Raw genomic sequence first — 26,090 nt, forward strand, 5'->3', positions numbered from 1 at the left:
AGACTGGCATCGTGAGCGAACCGGCCCGGCGCGGACGGCCCGGCTACGACCGGGCGCAGATCCTTCAGGTGGCGGTGGCCGTGTTCAACGAGCAGGGCTATGACGCCACCAGCGTGGCGCATCTGGCCGATCGCCTCGGGCTGACCAAGTCGGCGCTGTACCACCACTTCGACTCGAAAGAGGAGCTGCTCGCCGTGGCGCTCGAGCAGGCGTTGGGCGGGCTGGAGGCGGTGCTGCTCACCCCTGAGGCGACGACCGGCACGGCGACCGAGCGGTTGGGGGCGGTGCTGCGCGGTGCCGTCCACGTTCTGGCGGCGCGGCTGCCGTTCGTGACGCTGCTGCTGCGGGTGCGCGGCAACAGCGCGGTGGAGCGGGTCGCGCTCGAGAGGCGTCGCGCGTTCGACCAGAAGGTCACCGCGCTGGTGCGCGCCGCGCAGGCCGAGGGGTCGGTGCGCGCCGACATCGACGCGTCGGTGGCGACCCGGCTGGCGTTCGGCATGGTGAACTCGCTGGTCGAGTGGTACCGGCCCACCGGGCCCGAGGGCGCCGACCAGCTTGCCGCCGACGTGCTGACCGTCACGCTCGACGGCCTGCGCACCCGCTGAGCACGTCGCTCAGGCCGCGCCGCCGGGCGGCGGGAAGATCGCATCGATCGCGGCGAGGTCCGAGGCATCCGGGGTCCACGCGCCACCGGCGGCGGCGTTGGCGCGCACCTGGTCGGGCCGGGTGGCGCCGGCGATGATGCTCGACAGCGACGGGTGCGACAGCAGCCAACCGAAGGTGGCCTGAAGCATCGTGATGAGGCGTGCGTCGCAGAACGCCTGGTAGGCCTCGAGCGCGTCCCACGGTGCGTTCTGCCACAGATGCGGGCGCTGCCGCATGATGCGGGTGTCGTCGGGACCGCCGGAGCGGGTGAACTTGCCGGTGAGCAGGCCGTTCTGCAGCGGAAAGTACGGAAAGAACCCGAGGCCGTACCGTGCCGCCGCCGGCAGCACGTCGCGCTCGGCGTCGCGATGCAGCAGGCTCAGCTCGTTCTGCGCCGAGACGAACGGCACATCGTGCCGCTCGCGGGCCACGAAGTGCGCCTCGGCAAGCTGCCACCCCGAGAAGTTCGAGTGCCCGATGTAGCGCACCTTGCCCTCGCGCACGAGGTCGGTCAGGGCGTCGAGGGTCTCGTCCATCGGCGTCTGGTCGTCGGGGGTGTGCAGCTGGTACAGGTCGATCCAGTCGGTCTGCAGACGACGCAAGGATGCCTCGACCGCGCGGCGCACATACGACCGTGACCCGGTCGACCCGGGGTAGTCGAACGGGGCCGACGCGTGGCCGAACTTCGTGGCGATGACGACCTGATCGCGCCGGCCGCGCAGCGCCTGGCCCATCAGGGTCTCGCTCAGGCCCGGCTCTTTGCCGTACATCTCCGCGGTGTCCAGGAACGTGACCCCGGCCTCGATCGCGGCGTCGAGCACGGCCGTCGTGCCCTCGAGGGTCTCGGTGGCCGTACCGGCGCGGCCGAAGTTGTTGCAGCCGAGCCCGACCGCGCTGACCAGAAGTCCCGATGCGCCCACTCGGCGCTGCGCCACCATCGTCACGGTTCCACGCTAGTGGTCGGCGCGGCACTGTTGCACCGTACACATTCTCGGGATATGTTCAGGAACGCCCCCTCCCTCCCCCTCATCGTCGAGGAAAGGAAGACGCCATGAGTGACCCGAACCTCCCGAACCCCGACCAGCCGCAGAGCCCACAGGCCCCGACCGGTCAGCCGGGCGCGCAACAGCCGTACGGTCAGCCGGGCGCGCAACAGCCGTACGCTCAGCCGCCGCAGTACGCCGCGCCCGCAGCCCCGCTGTCGGCCGAGTCCGACAAGCAGGCCGCGATGTGGGCGCACATCGGGGGCATCATCGGCTTCCTGCCGTCGCTGATCATCTGGCTGCTGTTGAAGGACCGCGGCCCGCGCACGAACGTCGAGGCCAAAGAGGCCCTGAACTGGCAGATCACGTTCACGATCATCATGATCGGTCTCTCGATCGTCATCGGCATCATCAACGGCGTCATGTGGGCGACCGGGATGTGGGCGATCCCCCCGCTGCTGAGCCTGATCCCCTGGGCCTGGTGGGTTGTCAACGTGATCTTCTCGATCATGGGCGGCGTCAAGGTCAATGGCGGCGGCAGCTACCGTTACCCGTTCAACTTCCGATTCATCAAGTAGGCCGCTCCGCGTCAGACCACGAGTGCGAGCTCGCCGGGCGCCCCGTCCTGCAACACGAGACCGGCCGCCTCGGCCCAGCGGCGGAACGCCGCCGTCGAGCCGATGCGCGGGCGTTCGGTCGCCAGCTGCCGGACGAGGGCGCCCTTCGCGTGCTTGTTGAAGTGGTTCAGGGCGCGCACGGCGCCGTCCGGGCTCGGCGTCACCACCCGCAGGTAGACGCTCTCGACCGACTCCGGCACCGGCCCCAGCGCGGCATACGCCTCGGAGCGCAGGTCGAGCACGAACCGCGGTCGGCTGTCGGCGAGCGCGGCGGTCACCGCATCCGCCCACAGCCTGCGCAGCGGCGGCAACCCGGGCAGGCTCGTCCCGGCGGCGAGACGGTAGGCCGGAATGTGATCGAGCGCCCCGACCGGCCCGAACGGCGCCGAGTGGATCAGCGCGTGCGCGCCGAGCCAGCGCCGCGCCGCCGCATCCAGGGTCGGCGCGTCCAGCGCGTCGAACAGCACTCCCGTGTAGCGGTCGACCGCCGCCATCGTCCGCCCCGTCCACAACACCGCGTTGTCGGCGATGTCACCGCGCTGCCGGTCTGAGAGCTTCAGCACCCGGGCGGCCTCGTCCTCGTCCGCGCACAGGGCCACGAGTGCGTCGACGACCTGCTCGCGCTGCGGCGTCAGCTGCGGGAAGGCCAACCGATCCATGGCGAGGGGCGCACGACGCCCGCCGGGGCGTTTCGTCTCCGACGGCGGCAACAGCAGCAGCACGAGCACTCCTTCTCGCAGTTCTCGCAGCCCGCGCGCTCGGCGGCTGCACATCACAACGACGAGAGCACATCGAACCGCGCGCAGTTCGATGTGCTCTCGGCGAGATCTCACGACCTCGACGCAGGCGGTCAGGACGCGAGCGCGGCCTCCCCGGCCACGATGGTCACCTGGTCGTTCTCGACCGACACGAAGCCGTCCGCGGCGTCGGCGACGATCTTCTCACCGCCGGCGGTGGTGATGCGCACCTGGCCCGAGGCGAGGATCGCCAGCACCGGCTCGTGACCGGCCATGAACCCGATCTCGCCCTCGACGGTCTTGGCGACCACGAGGGACGCCTCACCCGACCAGACCTCCGCCTCGGCGGAGACGAGAGTGACCTGCAGCGGCATGATCAGCCGTTCTCCTTCTGGATCTGCGCCCACTTGGCCTCGACGTCCGAGATGCCGCCGACGTTGAAGAACGCCTGCTCGGCCACGTGGTCGAACTCGCCCTTGACGATGGCGTCGAACGACTCGATGGTCTCGTTGATCGGCACTGTGGAGCCCTCGACACCGGTGAACTTCTTGGCCATGTAGGTGTTCTGCGAGAGGAACTGCTGGATGCGGCGGGCACGGGCCACGACGATCTTGTCCTCTTCGCTGAGCTCGTCGACACCGAGGATCGCGATGATCTCCTGCAGTTCCTTGTTCTTCTGCAGGATCTGCTTGACCGCGGTGGCCACCCGGTAGTGGTCGGCACCGATGTAGCGCGGGTCGAGGATGCGGCTGGTCGAGGTCAGCGGGTCGACCGCCGGGTACAGACCCTTCGACGCGATCTCACGGCTGAGCTCGGTGGTCGCGTCCAGGTGCGCGAACGTGGTCGCCGGCGCCGGGTCGGTGTAGTCGTCCGCCGGCACGTAGATCGCCTGCAGCGAGGTGATCGAGTGGCCGCGGGTCGAGGTGATGCGCTCCTGCAGCACGCCCATCTCGTCGGCCAGGTTGGGCTGGTAACCCACAGCCGACGGCATGCGGCCGAGCAGGGTCGACACCTCGGAACCGGCCTGCGTGAACCGGAAGATGTTGTCGATGAACAGCAGCACGTCCTGCTTCTGCACGTCGCGGAAGTACTCGGCCATGGTCAGGGCCGACAGGGCCACGCGCAGACGCGTCCCTGGCGGCTCGTCCATCTGGCCGAACACCAGCGCGGTCTTGTCGAAGACGCCGGCCTCCTCCATCTCGTGGATGAGGTCGTTGCCCTCACGGGTGCGCTCCCCGACACCGGCGAACACCGACACACCGCCGTGGTCCTGGGCGACGCGCTGGATCATCTCCTGGATGAGCACGGTCTTGCCCACGCCCGCGCCGCCGAACAGGCCGATCTTGCCGCCCTGCACGTACGGGGTGAGCAGGTCGATGACCTTGATGCCGGTCTCGAACATCTGCGTCTTCGACTCGAGCTGGTCGAAGCTCGGTGCCGGACGGTGGATGCCCCAGCGCTCGGTGATCTCGATCTTCTCGCCCGGTTCGGCGTTGAGCACGTCACCGGTCACGTTGAACACGTGGCCCTTGGTGACGTCTCCGACCGGGACGGAGATGGGGCCGCCGGTGTCGCGCACCTCCTGGCCGCGGACCATGCCGTCGGTGGGCTTGAGCGAGATGGCGCGGACCAGGTCGTCGCCCAGGTGCTGGGCGACCTCGAGGGTGATCTCGCTCGAGGTGTCGCCGATCGTGATCGTGGTCTTCAGCGCGTTGTAGATGTCCGGGATCGCATCGTGCGGGAACTCGATGTCGACCACAGGGCCGGTGACGCGCGCGACGCGCCCGACGACCGGGGCTTCCGTCTCCTGTGCGGTGAGGCTCATGGCTTCTTCTCTTTCGGTGGGGTCTATTTGCCGCTCGCCAGGGCGTCGGCACCGCCGACGATCTCGGCGATCTGCTGCGTGATCTCGGCCTGACGCGCGTTGTTGCGCAGGCGGGTGTAGTCGGTGATGAGCTTGTCGGCGTTGTCGCTGGCCGACTTCATCGCCTTCTGCGTCGCGGCGTGCTTGGCGGCCGACGACTGCAGCAGGGCGTTGAAGACCCGGCTCTGGATGTACACCGGCAGCAACGCGTCCAGCACGGTTGCGGCATCCGGTTCGAACTCGTACAACGGGTAGACGGCCGACGTGGCGTCGTCGGCGGATGCCTCGACCACCTCCAGCGGCAGCAGGCGCACCGTCTCGGGGCTCTGCGTCATCATGCTGACGAACCGGTTGTAGACGAGGTGGATCTCGTCCACGCCGCCGTCCTCGCCGCCGCGCTCGAACGCGTCGAGCAGGGTCGCCGAGATGTCTTCGGCCCAGGTGAACCGCGGGGTGTCGGTGTCGCCCACCCATTCGGCGGCCGCGTTCATCCGGCGGAACTGGAAGTAGCCCACCGCCTTGCGGCCGATCAGGTAGAACACCGGCTCCTTGCCCTCGCTGCGCAGCAGCTCGGCCAACTCGAGCCCCTCACGCAGGATCTGCGAGTTGAAGGCCCCGGCCAGTCCCCGGTCGGACGAGAAGATGACCACGGCGGAGCGCCGGATGTGCTCGGGTTCGCGCGTGAGCGGGTGATCGACGTTCGAGTGGGTCGCGACGGCCGACACGGCCCGGGTCACGGCACGCGCGAAGGGCGACGCGGCGCGCACGCGCGCCATCGCCTTCTGGATGCGCGAAGCCGCGATGAGCTCCATCGCCTTCGTGATCTTCTTGGTCGTCTGAGCAGAAGCGATCTTCTGCTTGTAGACCCTCAGTTGTGCGCCCATGGCTTACGTCCTCCGGCGCCTCAGCCCCGACGGCCCTTGACGATCTTCTCCTGGTTCACGTCGGCCGCATCCGCCGCCTCGTGCTCCTCGCTGCCGGGGGCGGCGATCGAACGGCCGGAACCGCCCTGGAACTCGGGGATGAACGCGTCGGTGACCTTCTCGAGCTCGGCGACGGTCTCGTCGTCGAGCACGTTGGTCTCGCGCAGCCGGTCGAGGATGGTGGTGTTGCGACGGATGTAGTCCAGCAGCTCGCGCTCGAACCGCAGCACGTCTTCGACCTCGATGGAGTCGAGCTTGCCGTTCGTGCCGGCCCAGATCGAGACGACCTGCTCCTCGACCGGGTACGGCGAGTACTGCGGCTGCTTGAGCAGCTCGGTCAGTCGCGCACCGCGCTCGAGCTGGCGACGGGATGCCGCATCGAGGTCGGACGCGAACATCGCGAACGCCTCGAGCGAGCGGTACTGAGCCAGCTCAAGCTTGAGCGTGCCCGAGACCTTCTTGATCGACTTGACCTGGGCGTCACCGCCGACACGCGACACCGAGATGCCGACATCCACGGCCGGACGCTGGTTGGCGTTGAACAGGTCGGACTGCAGGAAGATCTGCCCGTCGGTGATCGAGATGACGTTGGTCGGGATGTAGGCCGACACGTCGTTGGCCTTGGTCTCGATGATCGGCAGTCCCGTCATCGAGCCGGCGCCCAGCTCGTCACTGAGCTTCGCACACCGCTCCAGCAGGCGCGAGTGCAGGTAGAACACGTCACCGGGGTAGGCCTCGCGCCCCGGCGGGCGGCGCAGCAGCAGCGACACCGCACGGTACGCCTCAGCCTGCTTCGACAGGTCGTCGAACACGATGAGCACGTGCTTGCCGTCGTACATCCAGTGCTGGCCGATGGCCGACCCGGTGTACGGGGCGAGGTACTTGAAGCCGGCCGGGTCGGACGCGGGCGCGGCGACGATGGTGGTGTACTCCATCGCTCCGGCGTCTTCGAGCGCGCCCTTGACCGACGCGATCGTCGAGCCCTTCTGACCGATGGCGACGTAGATGCAGCGCACCTGCTTGTTCACGTCGCCGGATTCCCAGTTCGCCTTCTGGTTGATGATCGTGTCGATCGCCAGCGCGGTCTTGCCGGTCTGACGGTCGCCGATGATCAGCTGGCGCTGTCCGCGGCCGACGGGGATCATGGCATCGATGGCCTTGATGCCGGTCTGCAGGGGCTCGTGCACGCTCTTGCGCTGCATGACGCCGGGCGCCTGCAGTTCCAAGGCACGGCGGCCGGTGGTCTCGATCTCGCCGAGGCCGTCGATCGGGTTGCCCAGCGGGTCGACGACGCGGCCGAGGTAGCCGTCGCCGACGGCGACGGAGAGCACCTCGCCGGTGCGGGTGACCTGCTGACCGGCCTCGATGCCGGCGAAGTCGCCGAGCACGACGACACCGATCTCACGCTCGTCGAGGTTCAGGGCCAGGCCCTGGGTGCCGTCGGCGAAGGTGACCAGCTCGTTGGCCATGACGCCGGGCAGGCCCTCGACATGGGCGATGCCGTCCGCGGTGTCGACGACCGTGCCGACCTCGGTCGCCGCCGCGCCGGTGGGCTCGTACGCGGCGACGAAATCCTTCAGCGCGTCACGGATGACGTCGGGGCTGATGGAGAGTTCTGCCATTGTCTTCCTTTTGTTCGAGGGGCCTCGGCCCCGAAGTCACCGTCCGGGGACGGGAAGTCTGTGTCAGCCGGCCAGGCGCTGCCGCAGATCGGCCAGACGCGACGCGACGCTGGCGTCGATCACGTCGTCGGCGATCTGCACGCGCAGTCCGCCGACCAGGGCCGGGTCGACGACGGCGTTGACCGAGATGTCGGTGCCGTAGGTGGTCTGGAGCATGGTGGCCACGCGCTGCAGCTGCGTGGCACCGAGCGGCACCGCGCTGGTGACCGTCGCGACCGTGCGCCCACGCGCCGCGGCCACGATGCGCTCGGCGCGCGCGAGCAGCTCGCGCACCCGGCGCCCCCGCGGGCGCTGCACGATCGACGCCGCGATGAGCGTGGTCGCCGCGCTGGCACGCGAGGAAAGCAGCGACTGAACGAGCGCACCCTTCTGCGCGGGCTCGCCCAGGCGACTGCCGAGGGCCAACTCGAGACGGGAGTCTGAGGCGATCACCCGGGCGAACCGGAACAGCTCGCCTTCGACGTCGGCGTCCGGGTCGGACGCCTGTGCCGCACGCACCGCGAGCTCTTCGACGCCGTCGATCAGGTCGGCGGCACTCGACCACCGCTGCCGGGCGACGGCCGCAAGCAGGGTGCGCGCGGTCTGACCGAGCCCGGCGAACACGGTCTGCACGAGCTGTGCGCGGGCGTCGGCGTCGGCACCCCAGTCGGCCAGCGCGCCGCTCAGCTGCGGCGTGTCGGCCAGGGCGCGTCCCGCGGCGAACAGCTCGCCGGCGACGCCGAGGTCGACACCGGACGCGGCAGCCAGGGCCTCGTTCGATGCCGCGATTGCCTGAGTGGTCGCGCTGCCCATTACTTCGACACCTTCTGCGAGGCTTCGAGCTCGGCCAGGAACCGGTCGACGACGGCCTGGGCCTTCGCGTCGTCCGAGAGCGTCTCGCCGATCACACCGCCGGCCAGATCCAGCGCCAGGGTGCCGACCTCGCTGCGCAGCGAGACCAGTGCGGACTGGCGCTCGGCCTCGATCTGCGCGTGGGCGGCGGCGGTCACGCGCGCGGCCTCGACGGTCGCGGCATCCTTCGCCTCGGCGACGATCTTCTTGGCGTCCTCACGGGCCGCCTCGCGGATCTCACCGGCCTGCGTGCGCGCCTCGGCGAGCTGGGCGGTGTACTGCTCCAGGGCCGCCTCGGCCTGCCGCTGCGCCTCGTCGGCCTTCTCGATGTTGCCCTCGATCGCGGCGGCGCGCTGGTCGAGCATGTCCTGCATGCGAGGCAGCACGAACTTCCAGAACACGACCAGGATCGCGATGAAGCAGAGCGCACCCCAGACGAGGTCGTAGACCTCGGGCAGCAGCGGATTGTGGGTCTCTTTCTCCGCGGCCAGAGTGACAAGAGCCGGAAGCATCCTGTCTCCTTACGTGAAGAGGGGGCTCAGTTGTAGCCGAAGATGAAGCCGGTGGCGATGCCGATGAAGGCCAGCGCCTCGGTGAATGCGATACCGATCCACATGAGGACCTGAAGGCGGCCGGCGAGCTCGGGCTGACGCGCGACGCCCTCGATCGTCTTGCCGACGACGATGCCGATGCCGATCGCCGGACCGATGGCGGCCAGGCCGTAGCCGACGGTCGCGATCGAGCCGTTCACGGCGGCCAGAACCGTAGTAGCTTCCACGGGATTTTTCCTTTCGTTGGGTGGGTCGGCGTGTGCCGGCCCGCTCAGTGCTCGTCCGCGATCGCGAGCTGAATGTAGACCGCGGTGAGGATTGCGAAGATGTACGCCTGGAGGACGGCCACCAGGATCTCGAAGATGGTGAACACGAAGCCGAACGCGAGCGTGCCCGCGCCCAGCAGGCTCCACCAGCTGCCGGCGGTGAAGAAGAAGAACCAGGTCGCCGAGAAGAACAGCACCAGCATCAGGTGGCCGACGATCATGTTCATCAGCAGACGCAGCGTCAGGGTGACGGGGCGGATGACGAACGTCGAGAGCAGTTCGAGCAGGGCGACGAAGATGTTGATGCCGGCCGGGATGCCGCTGGGGAACAGCGAGTTCTTGAAGAACTTCTTCGGGCTCTTGCGCACGCCCGCGTAGATGAACGTGACGTACGAGACGATCGCCAGCAGCAGGGGGATGGCGATGATGCTCGTGCCGGCGATGTTCAGACCCGGGATGATACCCGTGAAGTTCATGAACAGCACCATGAAGAAGATCGTGGTGAGGATCGGCAGGAAGCGGTTGCCGTCCTTGCGGCCGAGCAGGTCGTGTGCGATGCCGTTGCGCACGAAGTCCAGCCCCATCTCGACGACGCTCTGGAAGCGGCCGGGCACGAGCTTCATGCGACGGGTGCCGATGACGAAGATGAGGATCAGCACGACCGTCGCGATGATCTGGATGAGGTTGATGCGGGTCAGCGCGAACGGAGTACCCTCGAACAGCACGACCGGCGGGAAGAACTCGTCGATCGACGGCGGATGGAACCCGCCATCGGAATCCGCGGCTTTCGCGATCAGGGTCGCAGCTTGAGTAAACAGCGCTGGCTCCAACTTCGGGGCACCGGTCGAGACCGTTGCGACGATGGTCGATGAGACGCATCCGCACGTCAGCTCGGGACCTCGGACGCGAGCGGGCGGGTGCTCCTCTACCCTATCAAACTCAGCGGACTCTCATGTCCCGCTCAGCGCACATCCCGGCCGGGGTCCTCGTCGTCGGGCACCTCGGTGGGCAGCTCCACGGCCACCGCCGGGATGCGCATCCGGGTGAGCACGACGACGTCGATGACCAGGGATGCCAGCACCCCGGCGACGATCGCGACGAAGAACACCGTCGGCTGGATCCACGGCTGCCCGCGCAGCACGAGCAGAACGACGATGAAGACGACGAACTTCAGCAGCCAGCCGCCCAGCACGATGCCGAAGAAGATCGGGACGTACAGCGGGTCGCCGAACCAGCGGTTGGCGATGAGAATGCTCGCGCCGGTGATGCCGAGGAACAGGGCTGCCAGCACGATGCCGGCCAGGGCGCTGAACACGCCGTGCGGCCCGGCGACGATGCCGCCGACGACGGCGCCGATCACGGCGAGCGCGGCGGTGACCACCGCCGACCAGATCAGGGTGGCGCGCAGCACCGGGGTGCTGGTCACGCGGCGGGGACCGGTCGGGGTGCTCATCGGGGCTCCTGTGGGGCGAAGGGGTCTATGAGGCGCGGGTGGCCCGGCGCCGGTGGCCCGGGGTGAAGGTGACGACCAGGCAGGCGGCGACGCCGACGACGCCGAAGGCGACGCCGATCCAGTACTGCCCGGGCCAATTGTGGCCGACGCCGATGTACATCAGCAGCATCGACAGGCCGATGATCGCCGTCCACGCGTAGAAGATGAACACCGAGGTCTGGCTGGAGTGGCCCATGTCGAGCATGCGGTGGTGAAGATGCTTGCGGTCGGGTGAGAACGGCGACTGCCCGCGCCAGTACCGGCGGATGACGGCGGAGCCGAAGTCGAGCAGGGGCAGGATGACCACGGCGACCGGGACGAGGATCGGCATGAACGCGCCCAACAGCTGTGAGCGGCCGAACTCGTCGGGGTCCAACGTCGCCGGGTCGAACTGCCCGGTGGTGGCGATGGCGCTCGTGGCCATGAGCAGACCGAGCATGAGCGCGCCCGAGTCGCCCATGAACATCTTGGCGGGGTGCCAGTTCAGGGGAAGGAACCCCAGGCACACGCCGACGAGCACGCACGCGATGAACGAGGCCAGGTTGAAGTAGCTCGAGGCGCCCGAGTCGCGCACCAGAAAGTACGAGTACGCGAAAAAGATCACGTTCGCGATCAGACAGACTCCGGCGACGAGCCCGTCGAGCCCGTCGATGAAGTTCACCGCGTTCATGACGATGACGATCGCGAACACGGTGAGGATGAAGCTGGTCGCCGATGAGGGCACGGTCATGCCGCCGATGGGCAGCGAGTAGATCTGCAGCTGGCCGAACCAGGCGATGACGCCGGCGGCGAGGAACTGTGCGGCGAGCTTGATCATCCAGTCCAGGTCCCACAGGTCGTCGGCCACGCCGACCAGCACGGTGAGCGCGATGGCGGCGAGGATCGCCCACACCTGACGCGGGTTGGCCCAGAAGATCTGGAAGTACGGGGTGAACGCCGAGACGGCGAACGCGGCGACGACGCCGAGGAACATGGCGATGCCGCCCAGGCGCGGCGTGGGGGTGCGGTGCACGTCGCGTTCCCGGATCGCCGGGTAGAGCTTGTACTTCAAGCCGATCCGCCACACCGTCCACGCCAGGATCAGTGTCACGGTGGCGGTGAACAGGATGGTGAAGACGTATTGCTTCACCCGTCGTCACCGGTCGGGTCGGGTTCGAGCAGGTCGCCGATCACCTCTCGCAGCCGGTCGCGGCCGATCGCCCCCTCGCGCAGCACGCGCACGACCGGGTCGGCGCCACCGGTCAGGGTCGTGGCATCCACGATCGTCGAGGCGACCCCGGTGCGGCTGAACCCGGCATCGAGGTAGACGGCGATGCTCTCGCCGAGCATGTCTCGGGCGTCGTCGGCGGCGATCGCGGCGGGCCGGCCGGTGAGGTTCGCGCTTGAGACGGCGAGCGGACCGGTCTCTTCGAGCAGTTCCAGCGCGATGCGGTGGTCGGGCATGCGCACCGCGACGGTGCCGTGCGTGTCGCCGAGGTCCCAGCTCAGCGACGGCTGTGAGGGCAGCACGACGGTGAGCCCGCCCGGCCAGAACGCCTCGATGAGCTGTTCCACCGGATCGGGCACCTCGAAGACCAGCGCCTGCATCATCGGCCGGCCGGCGACCAGCACCGGGGGCGGCTGCTGCCGGCCGCGTCCCTTGGCCGCCAGCAGTCGGGCGACGGCGGCCGGGTCGAACGCGTCGGCGGCGACGCCGTACACGGTGTCGGTGGGCATGACGATCAGCTCGCCGCGGCTGATCGCCTGGCGGGCCTGGCGCATGCCGGCCAGCAGCTGCTCGGGCACATCGCAGTCGTAGAGGGGGGACATGACCCGTCCAGTGTAGCGACGCGCGATGGGGCCGCCCCGATGACGGCGCGGTATGGGTGGTGCGGGGTGCGGGGGTGGGGCGACACGGGGGCGGGGGTGGCGCCGGGTGGTGCGGTCGCGTCCGGTGAGGTCCGGATGCGTGCGGGCAGCGCGCCGGCGGCGGCGGCGGATCGGGGGCGCGTCGCGACGGTAGCGCGGTCGCGACCGGTCAGGTCCCGATGCGTGGGAGCGGGCCGCGCGGCCGGCGGCGGCGGGTCAGGGGCGGGTCGCGACGGTAGCGCGGTCACGTCCGGTCAGGTCCCGATGCATGGGAGCGGGCCGCGCGGCCGGCGGCGGCGGGTCAGGGGCGGGTCGCGACGGTGGCGCGGTCACGTCCGGTCAGGTCCCGATGCGTGCGGGCATCGCGCCAGCCGGCGGCGGCGAGGATGTCGCGGATCGGCTCGCCCTGCCATTCCCCGTGCTCGATCACGATGACCCCACCCGGTCGGGCCAGACGCATCCCGACGCTGCCGAGCACGCGCACCGCGTCCAGCCCGTCCGGCCCCGAGTACAGGGCCTGCGGCGGATCGAACAGGCTTACTTCGGGGTCGCGCGGGATCGCGTCGTCGGGCACGTACGGCGGGTTCGAGACGACGACGTCGACGGTGCCGATCAGCTCTGCGGGCGGGTCGGCGAGGTCGCCGACGACCAGGTGCACGCCAGCGGCGGGGTGACGCTCGATGTTGCGGCGGGCCCAGGCTGCGGCATCCGTGCTGCGCTCGATCGCCCACACCTCGGCGTGCGGCACCTCGGTGGCCAGGGCGAGCGCGATCGCGCCGCTGCCGGTACCCAGGTCGATCGCACGGGGGTGGGCGGATGCCACGGCGCCCAGCGCGTCGATCGCCAGCTGCGCGACGACCTCGGTCTCGGGCCGGGGCACGAACACGCCGGGGCCGACCTCGAGCTCGAGGTGGCGGAACGGGGCGCGCCCGGTGAGGTGCTGCAGCGGTTCACGCCCGGCGCGGCGGGCGACGAGGGCGTCGTACCGTGCGGCCTGTGCGGCGTCGAGCGCGTCGCCGCGGATGGCGGCCGCCTGCACTCCCCCACGACTGGTGCCGAGCACGTGCGCGAGCAGCAGTTCGGCGTCGACAGCCGAGTCGGGCACACCGGCGTCGGCGAGAACGGATGCCGCGGCGCCCAGCGCCGCGCGCAACGAGGTCAAGGCTGCGGCATCCATGGGCGTCCCAGCCTACCCGCGGGCGGGTCGTCCCACCCGCGCGCGTATCTCCGCCGTTGCGGCCGGCGAGCAGCCAGGTCGCACCCGGGGCCTCACTCAGGTCGCAGAACATGTCCGCTCGCGCTGGGCCGGGCGGCCCCTTCTGCGACCCGCCCACACCCAGGTCGCAGAACATGCCCTCTCGCGCCGCGGCAGGCGGCGTCTTCTGCGACCACGCCTCCTGCCACCCGTCCACACCCCAGGTCGCAGAACATGCCCCCTCGCGCCGTGACAGGCGGCGGCCTTCTGCGACCGCGCCACCTACGACCCCTTCCCACCTGGGTCGCAGAACATGCCGCCTCGCGCCGGGTTGGGCGGCGCCTTCTGCGACCCACCCGCACCCAGGTCGCAGAACATGCCGCCTCACGCCATGGCAGGCGGCGTCTTCTGCGACCCGCGCAGGCGGGACCGGTGCCGGGGGGGCTCCCGTAGGATGATCTGCGCGCCCTCGTAGCTCAGTGGATAGAGCGGCGGACTCCTAAGCCGCGCGTCGGAGGTTCGATTCCTCTCGGGGGCACGCTCTCGAGCGCACCGCACTCACTGGAAGTCGCGGGAGCGATGCGCGACGCCGACCCGCAGGTCTTCGACGCCATCGGCGAGGATGTTGACGACACCCTCCGGCGAACGCTCCAGCATCCCCCGCACGATGAGCGCGGGCGCGTCACGCAGCACCCGGCGATACCGGTTCCAGACCCCGACCGAGCACACCACGTTGACGATGCCGTGCTCGTCTTCGAGGTTGAGGAACGTGACCCCGGATGCCGTCGCCGGACGCTGCCGATGGGTGACCAGCCCGGCCACCTCGACACGACGGCTGGTCTCGTGGGTGTGCAGCTCGCGCGAGGTGAGCACCCCGCGGGCGTCGAGCCCGGAGCGGAAGTGGGTCAGCGGATGGTCGTCGGTCGAGAGCCCGGTGGCCCACAGGTCGGCGGCGAGTCGTTCGTAGCTCGTCGGGTCGGCGAACAGCGGCGGCTGCACCGACACCATCGAATCGGGCAGGTATTCAGCGCGGTCCTGCGCGGCGGCGCCGGCCAGCCAGATCGCCTCGCGCCGGGTCAACCCCAAGCACTCGAACGCCCCCGCAGTGGCCAGTGCCTCCAACTGCGCGGCGGTCACCCCCACCCGGCGCACCAGGTCACGCATGTCGCGGTAGCGCCCGCGCGCGTCGCGCTCGGCGACGATGCGCTCGGCCAACTCGAGGCCGATGCCCTTCACCGCGGCCAGGCCCAGCCGCACCGCGAACCCGCCGTCGCGCCGGTGCGCGGGTGATCGGTCGGGGCCGTCAGGATCGAACGGGCCGACCGGCGGCTGTTCGGGATCGAGGCAGGAGTCCAGGCCGGTCGTCGGCCCGACCGTTTGCCCGTTCGTTGAGCGAGCGAAGCGAGCCGAAACGACGCCGTCCGACCGCGTTTCGACTCGGGCCTGCGGCCCTCGCGGAGCGACCGTGGGCTCTTCGAGAGGCTCGAGTGCGGGATGCGCGTGCGAAAGGTGCAGGTCGGGCCGGCGCACCTCGACGCCGTGCCGGCGGGCGTCGGCGGCCAGCGAGGCCGCTGAATAGAACCCCATCGGTTGTGCGCGCAGCAGCCCGGCCAGAAACGCGGCCGGATAGTGCAGCTTCAGCCACGATGAGGCGTACACCAGCAGCGCGAACGACAGCGCGTGCGACTCGGCGAAGCCGAAGTTCGCGAACGCCTGGATCTTCTCGTAGATCGCATCAGCGGCATCCCCCACCAGGCCGTGGGCGGCCATGCCCTGGTACAGCTTCTGTTTGAGCGACTCGATGCGCTCCACGCCCCGCTTGGATCCCATCGCCCGGCGCAGCACATCGGCGTCTTCGGCGCTCAGGTCTCCCACGGCCATGCCCATCTGCATGAGCTGCTCTTGGAACACCGGCACCCCGAGGGTGCGCTCCAGCACCGGCCGCAGCGCGGGGTGCGGGTAGGTGACCGGCTCGCGGCCGAGCTTGCGCCGCACGAACGGGTGCACGGCGCCGCCCTGGATCGGCCCGGGGCGGATGAGCGCCACCTGGATCACGAGGTCGTAGTAACAGCGCGGCTGCAGCCGAGGCAGCAGTCCCATCTGCGCCCGCGACTCGACCTGGAACACCCCGATCGAGTCGGCGCGGCACAGCATGTCGTAGACGGCGGGCTCTTCCTTGGGGATCGTGCCCAGCCCCCATTCCTCGCCGGTGGCTGCGCACACGAGGTCGAAACAGTGCTGCAAGGCCGCCAGCATCCCGAGCCCCAGCAGGTCGAATTTGACCAGACCCATCCATGCCGAGTCGTCTTTGTCCCACTGGATGACGGTGCGGCCCGGCATGCGCGCATGCTCGATGGGCACGACCTCACCGACCGGCCGTTCGGTGAGCACCATGCCGCCGGAGTGGATGCCCAGGTGCCGGGGGGCTTTCAGCAGCTCGGCCGCGTACTCGATCACCTGGTCGGGGATGTCGTGGTCGGCCCCGGTGTCGATGAGCGCGCCCCACCGCTCCACCTGCTTCGACCAGGCATCCTGTTGCCCGGGCGAGTAGCCGAGCGCCCGGGCCATGTCGCGCACCGCGTTCTTGGGGCGGTACTGGATGACGTTCGCCACCTGCGCGGCACGGTCGCGACCGTACTTTCCGAACACGTACTGGATGATCTCTTCACGCCGGTCGGAGTCGAAGTCCACGTCGATGTCGGGCTCGTCGTCGCGGAGGGTGGAGATGAACCGCTCGAACGGCAGGTCGTACTTGATGGCGTCGACGGCGGTGATCTTCAGCAGGTAGCAGACGACACTGGCGGCGGCCGAACCACGGCCCTGACACAGGATGCCGCGGCGCCGCGCCTCGCGCACGATGTCGTGCACGATCAGGAAGTAGCCGGGGAAGTCCTTGCGTTCGATGATGTCGAGCTCTTTCTCGATGCGGGCGCGGTGCTCCGGCCGCAGCCGTGGATACGTGCCCGGCACCGCATCCCACACCAACTGCCGCAGATACGACATCGGGGTGTGCCCGTCGGGCACCTGCTGGCTCGGCAGGGCGGGCTTGACCTTCTGCAGCGGAAAGGCGAGCTCGTCGGCCAGGGCCACGCTGCGCGCGATCGCGCCCGGGTAACGGGCGAACCGGGCGGTCATCTCGACGCCCGAACGCAGATGGGCGCCGGCGTGCACGGGCAGCCAGCCGTCGAGCTCGTCGAGGCTGCGGTTCGCACGCACCGCCGCGATCGCCGCCGCCAGGTGCCGGCGTTCGGGCGCGGCGTAGTGCACGTTGTTCGTCGCCACCACGGGCAGACCGCGCTGCGCGGCGAGAGCGGCGAGCAGGTCGTTGACGGTGGTGTCGAGCGGGTCGCCGTGGTCGATGAGCTCGACGTTGACGGCGTCGGCCCCGAACCGGCTGACGAGCCGGTCGAGCTCGGCTGCGGCGGCATCCTCTCCCCCGGTCAGCCCCCGCTCGGCCAGCGCGCGCCGCACGGGGCCCTTGCGGCATCCGGTCAGGATCGCCCAGTGCCCGCCCGCCCGGACGGCGAGGTCGTCGAGGTCGTAGACCGGGCGGCCCTTCTCGGCACCGCGCAGCTGGGCGGCGGTGATCGCGCCGGCCAGCCGGTGGTATCCCTCGACGCCGCGGGCGAGCACGAGCAGGTGCACCCCGGCGGGGTCGGCCGCACCGTTCTGCCGCCGGGGCAGGTCGAGCGACAGCTCGGCACCGAACACGGTCTTCACCTGTCGGGCCTGCGCCGCCTCCGCGAAGCGGGCGACGCCGTAGAACCCGTCGTGGTCGGTGATCGCCAGGGCGTGCAGGCCGAGCCGTTCGGCCTCTTCGACGAGTTCTTCGGGAGACGAGGCGCCGTCCAGGAACGAGTACGACGAGTGTGCGTGCAGCTCGGCGTACGGCACGGCGTCGGTAGGACGTGCGATCGGCGGCGGCACGTACGGGCCGCGTTTGCGCGACCAGGCGGGGCTGTCACCGCCGTCCGCATCGGCGGGCACCGACCGGGGACGACGCCGGTCGCTGAGCACCCGTTCCAGTTCGGACCACGGGACGGACGGATTGTGGAAGCCCATCAGCCCGGCCCCCTCGTGCCCGGCCCCCTAGTCATAGCGCGCCTCCGCCGCCCAGTGTCCGTCCTCGCAGACCAGCAGCCAGGCGTTCTGCTCGGCGTCGACCACCTGGAACCGATGCGCGCGGCGCGCCCGCACGGCATCCCACCCCCGTTCGTCCACCGTCCATGGCCCCGCCCACGACATGATGCGACGCCGGCGACCGGCCTCGGTCAGCTGGGCGGGCGGGGCGGTGAGCGTGCCGCGCTCGTCCACGACCACCACGCCGCCGCCGGCGGCGGTCACATCCACCGGGTACGGCTGCGCGAACACGGTCGCCGGGGCCGGGGCGGGCAGGCTGCCCGGCCAGGGCCGGTCGCCGCCGTCCACCCGGGGCCGGTCGCCCCACGGCACCAGCACCTGCCGTTCGCTCAGCCAGCGCCCACCGCCGACCGCCGGGGTGAGCACCCCGCGGTGGCCGAGCATCGCCTGCACACGCGAGAGCGCATGGTGCACGCGCTCGTCGCCGGCGCTGCCGAACACCGCCGGCTGGTGATGGGATGCCGCGTCCACCGCGTCGGGCGAGATCCGCACGTGTGCCACCCCACTGCGCAGCACCCGGTTCTGCGCGTCTTCGGCGAGCTGCCAGCGCACACGGTCGACGACCGCCGCCGCATCGAACGCCCCGGGGTGCAACCAGACCCGTTCGCTGCGTTCCCCCCGCTCTGAGCGCAGCTGAACCCGCAGCTCGGTGCACACCAGATCGACCGCGCCCAGGCCCGCGATGAACTCGTCGGCTGCGATGCGCATGCCGAACGCCACCTGCTCGGCCACGTCGACGGCCGGTTCGAACGCCACCTCGCGGTCGAGGTCGGGCGGCGGGGTGCGCGGTGTCACCGGCTGCGAGTCGGCACCGGCGGCCAAGGCGTGCAGGCGCAGCCCGTGCGGGCCGAACCGCTCGCGCACCCGCTCGACGTCGAGGGCGGCGAACCCGCCCAGCGTGTGCACGCCGAGCCGGCCGAGCAGGTGGGCGAGATCGGCGTCGCCCAGGGCGGTCACCGGCAGCGGGGCGAGGAACGCGGCCGCCTCACCCACCGGCACCACCCGCACCGGAGCATCGGCGCGGGTGGCACGGGCGGCCTGTTCGGCGGTGAACGGTCCGTCGGCGACGCCGGCACGCACCCCCGGCAGGTCCTCGTGCTCGGCGAGCACGTCGAGGATCTCGCATGCGGCCGCGTTCTCACCGCCGTAATAGCGGGCCGGCCCCCGGGCGCGCAGCGCGCACAGTCCGGGCCGGATGATCTGCACCCCCGGGGCGGACTGCTCGATGCGGGCGACGATGGGGGCGAACACCCGCTGGTCGCGACCGGGGTCGGCGGGCACCACCTGCAGCCGTGGGCAGCGGGCCTGTGCGTCGCGGCGACGCTGACCGCGGCGCACCCCGTCGGCGCGGGCGGCCGCGGAGCAGGCGACCACGGTGTTCGCGTGCACGACCGCCACCGGCGACTGCCCCGGCCGTTCCCGCAGCAGCGCGGTCACCGGCCAGTCCGGAAACCACAGCACGAGGCTGCGTACGGGCGCCGGCATCTCACCCCACCGCCCGCATCCGCTCGGGCTGCGGCGGCGCCGCGGTCAGTCCTCCGGTGTCGTCGGGCAGCAGCATCCGCCCCCGCCGCGGGGCTGCCCAACGCCTGCTGGTCACGCTCACCGTCATCGCCCGTCGCCGCAGGAATCCGTACCCGTCGCCGACCCCGGACCATTCGGCGGTGTCGACGGCGAGGGATGCCTCGGCCTGCGGCCACACGCCCTGCACGAGCAGCACCGTGCCCTTCTCACGCAGCCGCGCCGACAGCCGCGCGGTCTCGCCCGCCGAGACCCGGCCGCCCGGGCGCACCGCCACCACCGGAAGCACGTCGGCGACGGTCGCGGTGACCGCCAGCCAGCGCGGGCCGGGATCGGGGATCAGCACCAACCGGTTCAGGTCGACGCCCAACTGCTCGGCCGCCTCGGCTCCGAGTTCGGGCATGCCCACGACCGCACACCACGACCCCTCGCGCGACGGCCGCGCCAGCAGCGCCAGCAGCAACGAGCCGGACGGGGCCACCGTGTACGCCTGACCGGGACGCAGACCCCGCCCGGGCAGCAGGTCGGCCAAGGCCGGAGGCACCGGCAGCACGGGCGCGTCAAGCCGTCGCCCCTGCAGCTGCTCGAGTCGCGAACGCAGGAGCGAGACCTGAGCCGTGGCCGGTGCCGACATGATCGCCCTCACTTCTCCATGCTAGAACGCATGTTCTAGATGTTCAACCGCGAGAACGACGATAGACACCCCTTCCGACATCGTCAGGGCGGCTTTCCGTCGGCTATGTTCGACAGTGTGCGGGCAGGACCGTCACCCGCCCCGGCACCCGCCGGTCAGGCCGCGAGCGCCAGGTACGGCTCCCAACGCGGGTCGGTGCGCTCCACCCCGCGCACCGACCACTGCGGGCCGCGCGGCGGGCGCGGCGACACCCGCAGCGACCACGACATCTCCGCCGGCGTGCGATCACCCTTCACGTTGTTGCAGCGCTGACAGCAGGCCACAAGGTTCTCCCACGAGTCCGCACCACCGCGCGAGCGCGGCAGCACATGGTCGATCGTGGCCGCGTGGCCTCCGCAGTAGGCGCAGCGGAACCCGTCCCGCCGCAGCACGCCGCGCCGGGTCACCGGCACCCGCCGGGCGGACGGGATGCGCACATAACGGGTGAGGATGATCACCGCGGGTCTGTCGAAGTCGCTGTGCACGGCATGGACGGGCTCGCCCTCGACGCGCTCGACGATCATCGCCTTCTCGTTCATCACCAGGACCAGAGCCCGGCGGAACGAGACCACGGCCAGCGGTTCATATCCTGCGTTCAGCACCAGTGTGCGCATCAGCCATCCTCACGAACGGTCCGAGACGGCTTCCCGGACGATCGACTCGAGGGCGCGCGGGCGCGACGAGAGGGGTGCGGACGGATATGGAAAAGGCGCCGTCTTCACGACGACGCCCCGCGCCGCACCCAGGTGCGGCATCCGGTCCCACGATGCCGGAGGACGAGCAGGCCGAGCGCATCCATGGTGCGGATGCGTGGTGTGCTCTCCATCGACGTCCCTTCCGCTGCGATCGAGCGTCCGGGATCAGAGTAGCCCCTCAGCCGGCATTCGCGCGCAGCCAGGCCAGCGGGTCGACATGGCTGCCGTTGATGATCACCTCGAAGTGCAGGTGGTTCGCGGTGGATCGGCCGGTGCTGCCGACCAGGCCGATGACCTGCCCCACCTGAACCTTCTGCCCGTGCACCACCTGCCGGCTGCCGTACCGCATGTGCCCGTACAGGGTGCTCACCCGCTTGCCGCCGATGACGGTGTCGATGGTGATGCACACGCCGTACCCGCCGAAGCTCTCTTGTGACACGTTCACCGTGCCCGAGGTGGCGGCATAGATGGGGGTGCCGCCGTTGGTGAGCAGGTCGACTCCTTGGTGCTCGCCGCCACGGGCCCCGAAGCCCTCACCGATGTGGTTGATCTTGGCCAGCGGCCAACGGATCGAGCCGGTGCCGGGGCCGACCATGTTGAGGTCGATCTTGACCGGCGAGTACTGCACCGATGCCAGGCTCGCCTGCCGCGCGCGGGCGGCCGCCGCGGCCTCGGCCTTCTTCTTCGCGATCTCGTCGGCGGTGGTGGCCGAGTAGCTGCTGCGGGCGAGGCCAGCGGGTTTGGCTTCGGATGCCACGACCACCGACTGTGCATCGTCGAACGCCGCCTGCTGGATGGTGCGGGCCTCGGGCGTCGATCCTGCGGCGGCGAACGCCGGGATCGAGACGGTGCCGACCAGGGCGGCGATCACGCCGACGACGGCGAGTCGTCGGCCCGCCGAGCGGCGGGCACCGGCCGGCGCGGGTCGGGTGCCGCCGCGAGCGGGCTGGGCGGCCCGCAGCGCGCGGCGACCGGGCCGCGTTGCCTCGACTTCTGCCGGGTGGTTCTGTTCAGCCAAGCTGACCTCCGTGGCCTGCGGGTCCGGTCGGGATGGGCCCCGGCTCGTCTGACTGCATCACGGGCACGGGTGTCGGGACACGCTGTGCAAGCTTGACCGCACGGACGACGAGCCGATGAGGCGATCCGTACAGCATCCGTCGGCGGGCTTCTCGCCTGTGGACCGTTCGAGGCTACCCGAATGTAACGAAGAAGTCACGCCCACCCGGCCGGGTTGTGGAGAACCTCAGCCTTCGTCGACGAGGAAGATGTGCGACGCGACCTCGACCGGCAGCTCGAGCCCGTCCTCGGCGCCGTCCATCTGCACGAGCACGTAGCCCTCGCTGTAGCGGAAGTCGCCGACCGCTCCGGGCACGACGCCGGCGCCGCGCAGCTCGCGCAGCAATTCGGGGTCGACCTGGGCCGGTTCGGCCAGGCGACGCACGGTGCCGCGGATCGGTCCGCCCGCGGCATCCAGTCTGCGCACCAGGCCCACCACGCCCTGTTCGAAGTCCATCGACGCGACCCCGCCGAGCTGGTCGAGCCCGGGGATCGGGTTGCCGTACGGCGACTCGGTGGGGTGCCCGAGCAGCTCGATGAGCCGGCGTTCGACCTGCTCGCTCATCACGTGCTCCCACCGGCACGCCTCTTCGTGCACGTAGGCCCAGTCCAGGCCGATGACGTCCGAGAGCAGCCGCTCGGCGAGCCGGTGCTTGCGCATCACGTCGACCGCCTTGTGCCGGCCGGTCTCGGTCAGCTCCAGCCGACGATCGTCCGAGACCACGACGAGTCCGTCGCGCTCCATGCGGCCGACGGTCTGCGACACGGTCGGTCCGGAGTGCCCGAGCCGTTCCGAGATGCGCGCGCGCAGCGGCACGATGTTCTCCTCCTCCAGTTCGAGGATCGTCCGCAGGTACATCTCGGTGGTGTCGATGAGGTCGGTCATGGTGTCCTCTCCGCGTCGCCGTCCCGCCTCCAGCCTAGTCGTCGCACCGACATCCGCCCCGGCCCGGCGGCCGTCATGCGGCCGAGGCCGGCGGCACCGCCGCGGGGGCGGTGCAGATCGTGTCGAAGCATCGCGGGGTCCGCACGATCGTGGAGCATGTCGGTTCCGCGCATACGGACGAGCAGCTCGCGGTGCTGGTCGAGGTCGCGAAGACGAAGATCCAGGGCGAGCAGCTCGCGTTCGATCTGGACGCGCTGGTCCCGGCGCAGGTGACGGCGCCGCTGATGGTGATCGGGCCGCGGTCTCGGGTGCTGTGGGAGGTCCTGGAGCAGGCGTACGCCGATCTCGGGTTCGACAAGGTCGGACGGACGCGTTCAAACGGCTGGTGCCGGCGCGGGTGATCGAGCCGGCGTCGAAGGTCGACACGATCCGGGTGCTCGCCGACCTCGGGATCCGGTCCCCATCGCTGCGGACGATCTGGCGCACCCTCGCCAAGAGCGTCAGCGAGGATCGACGGGCTGGGTTCGCGAAAGCCGCATACCAGCGCCAAGGGAGGCCCGCCTCACGAGCGGGAGCGACCCAGGACTGGGGAACTTCGACGAGCAGAATGGGGAGTTTCAACGAGCGCCGTCAATGCGAAATTCCTCCGGCGTGGAGCAGATCGGGTACTGAATGCGCTCGGGCCTCGGGGTGGGTTCTGGCAGGTCGCTGCCGCAGCCCAGGCATAGAGTCCGGTGTCGGGCCGCGCGAAGCGCCGCCAGCCACTCGTTGAAGATCATGGAGAGTTCGATCGGCGCCGCCTCTCGCATCACCGCCAGGACCTCGAAGGAGCACGGCGCGACCTCGCGCAAATCGATGTCCCACGGGTGTACCGCGATGTAGTCCGCCCATGCCGTTGAAAACTCGCGTCGCTTTGCTTCTGCACGATCGATACGCGCGAAGGCGAGGTCGAAGAGTTCTTGCATGTTGCCAGGCTACGAGGGACCCCAGACCTTGTTCTCCTGAGAAACGGCTCAGAGCCCCTTGCGTCGCTTTTCGGGGACGACGTTATCCAGAAGCGTCATTGGAAGGAGCAGTTCGTCGGAGATGGAGTTGAGCTTGCTTAGTAGCTCAGTGTTGTTTGTCAGACGCGCAACGACCCATCGTGCGAGCATGCAGGCGGCTGCGGTGACGTACGTCGCTTGATACCGGTAGCCATAGGCCTGGTCGTACTGGATATGGAGCTCGTCGTCTTCGCCAGGCGTGATGAAGCTCGTCACGGCCGCGTGAGTGACGTGCACCTGCTGAGAGAGGATGTGATAGCTCGTCTCCAGGGACTTGTCTTGGTCAAGACTGCGCACCATCTCCATGAACGGCGGCAGTTGCTTGCCTTCTGGCGGCGGGTCGAGCTTCGTCAGTTCTTCCGCGAGCTCGTCATTCTTCAGCCAGTCAGCCAGCTTTGAATAGTGCTTGATGCGGTCGTGTGCGGCGGTGACTCGGAAACGTTCGACACCGCCCTGCACGATGAAGATCCACTGCAGCGTGATCGTGTGCTCCAGCGCGGCTCGCGCAAGCGCCACCGCTTCGGAGGAGTAGCCCGCACGGCAGAGGACAAGGTAGGCATCTGCGTACCGGACGGTGCGGGCAATGACGCCGTAGAGCAGCAGGAACTCATTGGCGTGCGGGCTGAGCACGTCGAAGCTCTCAGCGTCGCGTAGATGTGCGACGCACTCCTCGATCCAGGCTTCGAGTTCAGCCTCAGTCGGTCTGGTCATAACCCACCTCAGTTCCGATTCAGCCCGTGCCGTCGCGAGTCCAGCGCGTCCTTGAAGTGGCTCTCCGCGGCGTCGATGTCTCGTGACGGCGTCGACGGATCGAAAACCCGTAGCAGCGAGAATCGGAATGTCGAAGGGTCGAGACCGCGCAATTCGACGTTGCCGCCGTGCCCGTTGGTGGCGTAGGCGTGCCAGCGCTGCCGAATACTCTCTTCGCCGTCCGCCTTGCCTACGTAGTGCCGGCCGTCGCGGGTGTCCGTGATGAGGTAGATCCCGAAGACAGACGACAGCGCCGTCCGCCAGGAGGCGTAGCGGTGCTCCCGCATGACCGCCTGCAGCTGCGCGTGGCTGAGCACGAGGCGGTCGAAGCCAGGAAACGGAATCGGCTGCGCATCCGCGATCCCGACCACCGGATAGTGTGCGGCCGTCGTGCCCTTCATGCGCCAGGTGCGCGGAGACTTCCACCCAACCACCAGACGGTTTCGGAGATCTTCCATGTGTTCGGTCTGGGCGACATCGAAGACGCGGCGGATGCCGTCACTGGAGGTCTCGCCGCGGTTCTCGACTACCGACCAGAGCCGGGCTTGGTCACCGCCCTCTCGGATGAAGACCACCCAGACCCGGGGCGGGTTCGCCGGGAATCGCATGGTGTTCGCCGACTGGTTGCGCGTGTACTCCAGGATCTCGGCGTCGGTGGAGTCCGCATGGATGCCGGCCAGTCCGCTGTCCTCGTGCTCGCGCACGTATGCGTGGCGAATCACGAGCGCCTGGGCGGGATCGATGCCCGCGTCGATCAGTAGGGGGCCAAGTGTCAGCGGCATTGGTTTAGCTCCTCGTCAGGTATTCCTTCACGCTATCCGTTGCCACCGACCTCTTTGGCGGGAGATTCAGAGCGTGAACTGCAGTACTGCGATAACGGCGGCGACAATGGTCGCGGATCCGACGACGCCGGCGCCAATGAGGCGTGCCGTTGTCCAGAAGCGCGGTGTCTCCGACTCCGGTTCGGATGCGATCGATCCCCCGTTCGACGCCTGTGCGATGCTGACGCGGTTACCGCGTCCGTTGATGACGAGGTTCACCGCATTGGCGGCTTGTGCGGGTGTCGGGAGTGCCTCGCCCACGGGCGTGCTGGAACGGAGTTCCGCGATGAGCTCGGCAAGCCGAGTGCGGACTTGGTCGAGGACGCCTTCGATCGCGATCGTACTGACACTCCAGTACAGGGCCACGATGCGGCCGTTCATTCGACGCGTTCCATTGATGTAGGTAACGAGATCCGCAGAGCCCGGGGGCTGGAGCTTCACCATTCGGTCGTCACCGTGTTGCTCGACCATGCTGCGGATCTCGCGCACTCCCATGCGGAGCGGAACTTGTTCGTTGATGTCGTCACGAGCGAAGTCAGGAATGTCCATTGAGCCGATCGTCTCGTGGTGCACGAAGCCACCCGGGACTGCCCCGTCGACCTGTAGCGGCGCAGTGACCGTCCGGTACGACGGGAGCTCTTCGTCTCGCCCATATCCGCGAAGCTCCCGCGAGGCCCACTCGCGTAGTTCGGGTGAGCCCGCGTTACCGCCGAGCAGGATGAGCTTGCGCAGCAGCGTGTCCAATGGTTTCTCATCGAGCAGATCACGCTCGATCTGGCCCATCAGCCCGCCCCGCTTCTTGCTACCCACGAGGCTAGTATCTCGGCAACCTCGGACAGTACGGGCGTGCGAGGCTCACTGGCCGGCAACA

Annotated in this window: 26 protein-coding genes, 1 tRNA gene and 1 pseudogene; 4 read left to right on the forward strand and 24 right to left on the reverse strand. The window is 69.6% G+C overall.

What is annotated here, in order from left to right; all coding sequences use genetic code 11:
* The first annotated feature begins 11 nt into the window (after positions 1-11).
* Positions 12-605: a TetR/AcrR family transcriptional regulator gene (locus H577_RS0111980; protein ID WP_425411320.1), complete on the forward strand. Its 594-nt coding sequence runs from the start codon at positions 12-14 to the stop codon at positions 603-605.
* Positions 606-614: 9 nt separating this feature from the next.
* On the opposite strand, the gene H577_RS0111985 is transcribed toward H577_RS0111980, so the two are convergent.
* On the reverse strand, positions 615-1,583 hold the full coding sequence (locus H577_RS0111985) for an aldo/keto reductase (RefSeq protein ID WP_036284993.1): 969 nt from the start codon (positions 1,581-1,583) through the stop codon (positions 615-617).
* Between the two features lie 113 nt (positions 1,584-1,696).
* On the opposite strand from H577_RS0111985, the gene H577_RS0111990 reads away from it, so the two are divergent.
* Positions 1,697-2,206, forward strand: a complete 510-nt coding sequence (locus H577_RS0111990; protein ID WP_029146150.1) for a DUF4870 domain-containing protein — start codon at positions 1,697-1,699, stop codon at positions 2,204-2,206.
* 11 nt (positions 2,207-2,217) lie between these two features.
* Here the strand turns inward: H577_RS0111990 and H577_RS0111995 are convergent, their stop codons facing one another.
* The 13 genes from H577_RS0111995 to prmC all read right to left on the reverse strand — a co-directional run bounded on the left by H577_RS0111995 (position 2,218) and on the right by prmC (position 13,616).
* Positions 2,218-2,967: a YaaA family protein gene (locus tag H577_RS0111995; protein ID WP_029146151.1), complete on the reverse strand. Its 750-nt coding sequence runs from the start codon at positions 2,965-2,967 to the stop codon at positions 2,218-2,220.
* Between the two features lie 128 nt (positions 2,968-3,095).
* Positions 3,096-3,356, reverse strand: a complete 261-nt coding sequence (locus H577_RS0112000) for a F0F1 ATP synthase subunit epsilon (protein ID WP_029146152.1) — start codon at positions 3,354-3,356, stop codon at positions 3,096-3,098.
* Between the two features lie 2 nt (positions 3,357-3,358).
* Positions 3,359-4,807 carry a F0F1 ATP synthase subunit beta gene (gene atpD, locus H577_RS0112005; RefSeq protein WP_029146153.1) on the reverse strand — a complete coding sequence of 483 codons (1,449 nt, stop codon included), beginning with the start codon at positions 4,805-4,807 and terminating at the stop codon, positions 3,359-3,361.
* Positions 4,808-4,830: 23 nt separating this feature from the next.
* A complete protein-coding gene (locus tag H577_RS0112010; RefSeq protein WP_029146154.1) occupies positions 4,831-5,730 on the reverse strand; it encodes a F0F1 ATP synthase subunit gamma in 900 nt (299 codons plus the stop codon).
* A 20-nt stretch (positions 5,731-5,750) separates the two neighbouring features.
* Positions 5,751-7,391, reverse strand: a complete 1,641-nt coding sequence (gene atpA, locus H577_RS0112015) for a F0F1 ATP synthase subunit alpha (RefSeq protein WP_029146155.1) — start codon at positions 7,389-7,391, stop codon at positions 5,751-5,753.
* 63 nt (positions 7,392-7,454) lie between these two features.
* The gene (locus tag H577_RS0112020) at positions 7,455-8,243 is read right to left on the reverse strand and encodes a F0F1 ATP synthase subunit delta (RefSeq protein ID WP_029146156.1); all 789 of its coding nucleotides are present in this window, start codon (positions 8,241-8,243) and stop codon (positions 7,455-7,457) included.
* Complete coding sequence (locus H577_RS0112025; protein WP_029146157.1) at positions 8,243-8,794, reverse strand: F0F1 ATP synthase subunit B; 552 nt, start codon at positions 8,792-8,794, stop codon at positions 8,243-8,245. The genes H577_RS0112020 and H577_RS0112025 overlap by 1 nt, the downstream gene beginning before the upstream one ends.
* A 26-nt stretch (positions 8,795-8,820) precedes the next feature.
* Positions 8,821-9,060, reverse strand: a complete 240-nt coding sequence (gene atpE / locus H577_RS0112035) for an ATP synthase F0 subunit C (RefSeq protein ID WP_029146158.1) — start codon at positions 9,058-9,060, stop codon at positions 8,821-8,823.
* Between the two features lie 44 nt (positions 9,061-9,104).
* Entirely contained in the window at positions 9,105-9,929 is an 825-nt protein-coding gene (gene atpB, locus H577_RS0112040; protein WP_051191997.1) for a F0F1 ATP synthase subunit A, read from the reverse strand.
* Between the two features lie 131 nt (positions 9,930-10,060).
* Entirely contained in the window at positions 10,061-10,552 is a 492-nt protein-coding gene (locus H577_RS16370; RefSeq protein WP_036284972.1) for a Cg1360 family ATP-synthase-associated protein, read from the reverse strand.
* A gap of 25 nt (positions 10,553-10,577) precedes the next feature.
* Positions 10,578-11,720 carry an MraY family glycosyltransferase gene (locus H577_RS16375; protein WP_036284975.1) on the reverse strand — a complete coding sequence of 381 codons (1,143 nt, stop codon included), beginning with the start codon at positions 11,718-11,720 and terminating at the stop codon, positions 10,578-10,580.
* Entirely contained in the window at positions 11,717-12,400 is a 684-nt protein-coding gene (locus H577_RS0112055) for an L-threonylcarbamoyladenylate synthase (protein ID WP_029146160.1), read from the reverse strand. The genes H577_RS16375 and H577_RS0112055 overlap by 4 nt, the downstream gene beginning before the upstream one ends.
* A gap of 340 nt (positions 12,401-12,740) precedes the next feature.
* Complete coding sequence (prmC, locus tag H577_RS0112060; RefSeq protein ID WP_029146161.1) at positions 12,741-13,616, reverse strand: peptide chain release factor N(5)-glutamine methyltransferase; 876 nt, start codon at positions 13,614-13,616, stop codon at positions 12,741-12,743.
* Between the two features lie 483 nt (positions 13,617-14,099).
* Here prmC and H577_RS0112065 point away from each other — a divergent pair.
* A tRNA-Arg gene (locus tag H577_RS0112065) sits at positions 14,100-14,172 on the forward strand.
* A 20-nt stretch (positions 14,173-14,192) separates the two neighbouring features.
* On the opposite strand, the gene H577_RS0112070 is transcribed toward H577_RS0112065, so the two are convergent.
* The 6 genes from H577_RS0112070 to H577_RS0112095 all read right to left on the reverse strand — a co-directional run bounded on the left by H577_RS0112070 (position 14,193) and on the right by H577_RS0112095 (position 22,605).
* Positions 14,193-17,696 carry an error-prone DNA polymerase gene (locus H577_RS0112070; protein WP_029146162.1) on the reverse strand — a complete coding sequence of 1,168 codons (3,504 nt, stop codon included), beginning with the start codon at positions 17,694-17,696 and terminating at the stop codon, positions 14,193-14,195.
* A gap of 27 nt (positions 17,697-17,723) precedes the next feature.
* Positions 17,724-19,259, reverse strand: a complete 1,536-nt coding sequence (locus H577_RS0112075) for a Y-family DNA polymerase (RefSeq protein ID WP_029146163.1) — start codon at positions 19,257-19,259, stop codon at positions 17,724-17,726.
* A 1-nt stretch (position 19,260) separates the two neighbouring features.
* Positions 19,261-19,941: a hypothetical protein gene (locus H577_RS0112080; RefSeq protein WP_245570396.1), complete on the reverse strand. Its 681-nt coding sequence runs from the start codon at positions 19,939-19,941 to the stop codon at positions 19,261-19,263.
* A gap of 143 nt (positions 19,942-20,084) precedes the next feature.
* Entirely contained in the window at positions 20,085-20,582 is a 498-nt protein-coding gene (locus H577_RS0112085) for an HNH endonuclease (protein WP_029146165.1), read from the reverse strand.
* Positions 20,583-20,841: 259 nt separating this feature from the next.
* Entirely contained in the window at positions 20,842-21,681 is an 840-nt protein-coding gene (locus tag H577_RS0112090; RefSeq protein ID WP_029146166.1) for a M23 family metallopeptidase, read from the reverse strand.
* 225 nt (positions 21,682-21,906) lie between these two features.
* A complete protein-coding gene (locus H577_RS0112095; protein WP_029146167.1) occupies positions 21,907-22,605 on the reverse strand; it encodes an iron-dependent transcriptional repressor DtxR in 699 nt (232 codons plus the stop codon).
* Between the two features lie 110 nt (positions 22,606-22,715).
* On the opposite strand from H577_RS0112095, the pseudogene H577_RS18285 reads away from it, so the two are divergent.
* Positions 22,716-23,161: pseudogene (locus tag H577_RS18285) on the forward strand (IS1634 family transposase); the annotation flags it as partial.
* A gap of 61 nt (positions 23,162-23,222) precedes the next feature.
* On the opposite strand, the gene H577_RS17100 reads toward H577_RS18285, so the two are convergent.
* The 4 genes from H577_RS17100 to H577_RS0112120 all read right to left on the reverse strand — a co-directional run bounded on the left by H577_RS17100 (position 23,223) and on the right by H577_RS0112120 (position 26,029).
* Positions 23,223-23,570 (reverse strand): hypothetical protein, encoded by a 348-nt coding sequence (locus tag H577_RS17100; RefSeq protein ID WP_029146169.1) that lies wholly within the window; start codon positions 23,568-23,570, stop codon positions 23,223-23,225.
* A gap of 48 nt (positions 23,571-23,618) precedes the next feature.
* Positions 23,619-24,359: a DUF5677 domain-containing protein gene (locus H577_RS0112110; RefSeq protein ID WP_029146170.1), complete on the reverse strand. Its 741-nt coding sequence runs from the start codon at positions 24,357-24,359 to the stop codon at positions 23,619-23,621.
* Positions 24,360-24,367: 8 nt separating this feature from the next.
* A complete protein-coding gene (locus H577_RS0112115; RefSeq protein ID WP_029146171.1) occupies positions 24,368-25,180 on the reverse strand; it encodes a GIY-YIG nuclease family protein in 813 nt (270 codons plus the stop codon).
* Between the two features lie 66 nt (positions 25,181-25,246).
* Positions 25,247-26,029: an AbiTii domain-containing protein gene (locus tag H577_RS0112120; protein ID WP_029146172.1), complete on the reverse strand. Its 783-nt coding sequence runs from the start codon at positions 26,027-26,029 to the stop codon at positions 25,247-25,249.
* Between the last annotated feature and the right edge of the window lie 61 nt (positions 26,030-26,090).

Origin of the sequence: Microbacterium luticocti DSM 19459 (assembly GCF_000422405.1) — a bacterium.
Classification (GTDB): Bacteria; Actinomycetota; Actinomycetes; order Actinomycetales; family Microbacteriaceae; genus Microbacterium; species Microbacterium luticocti.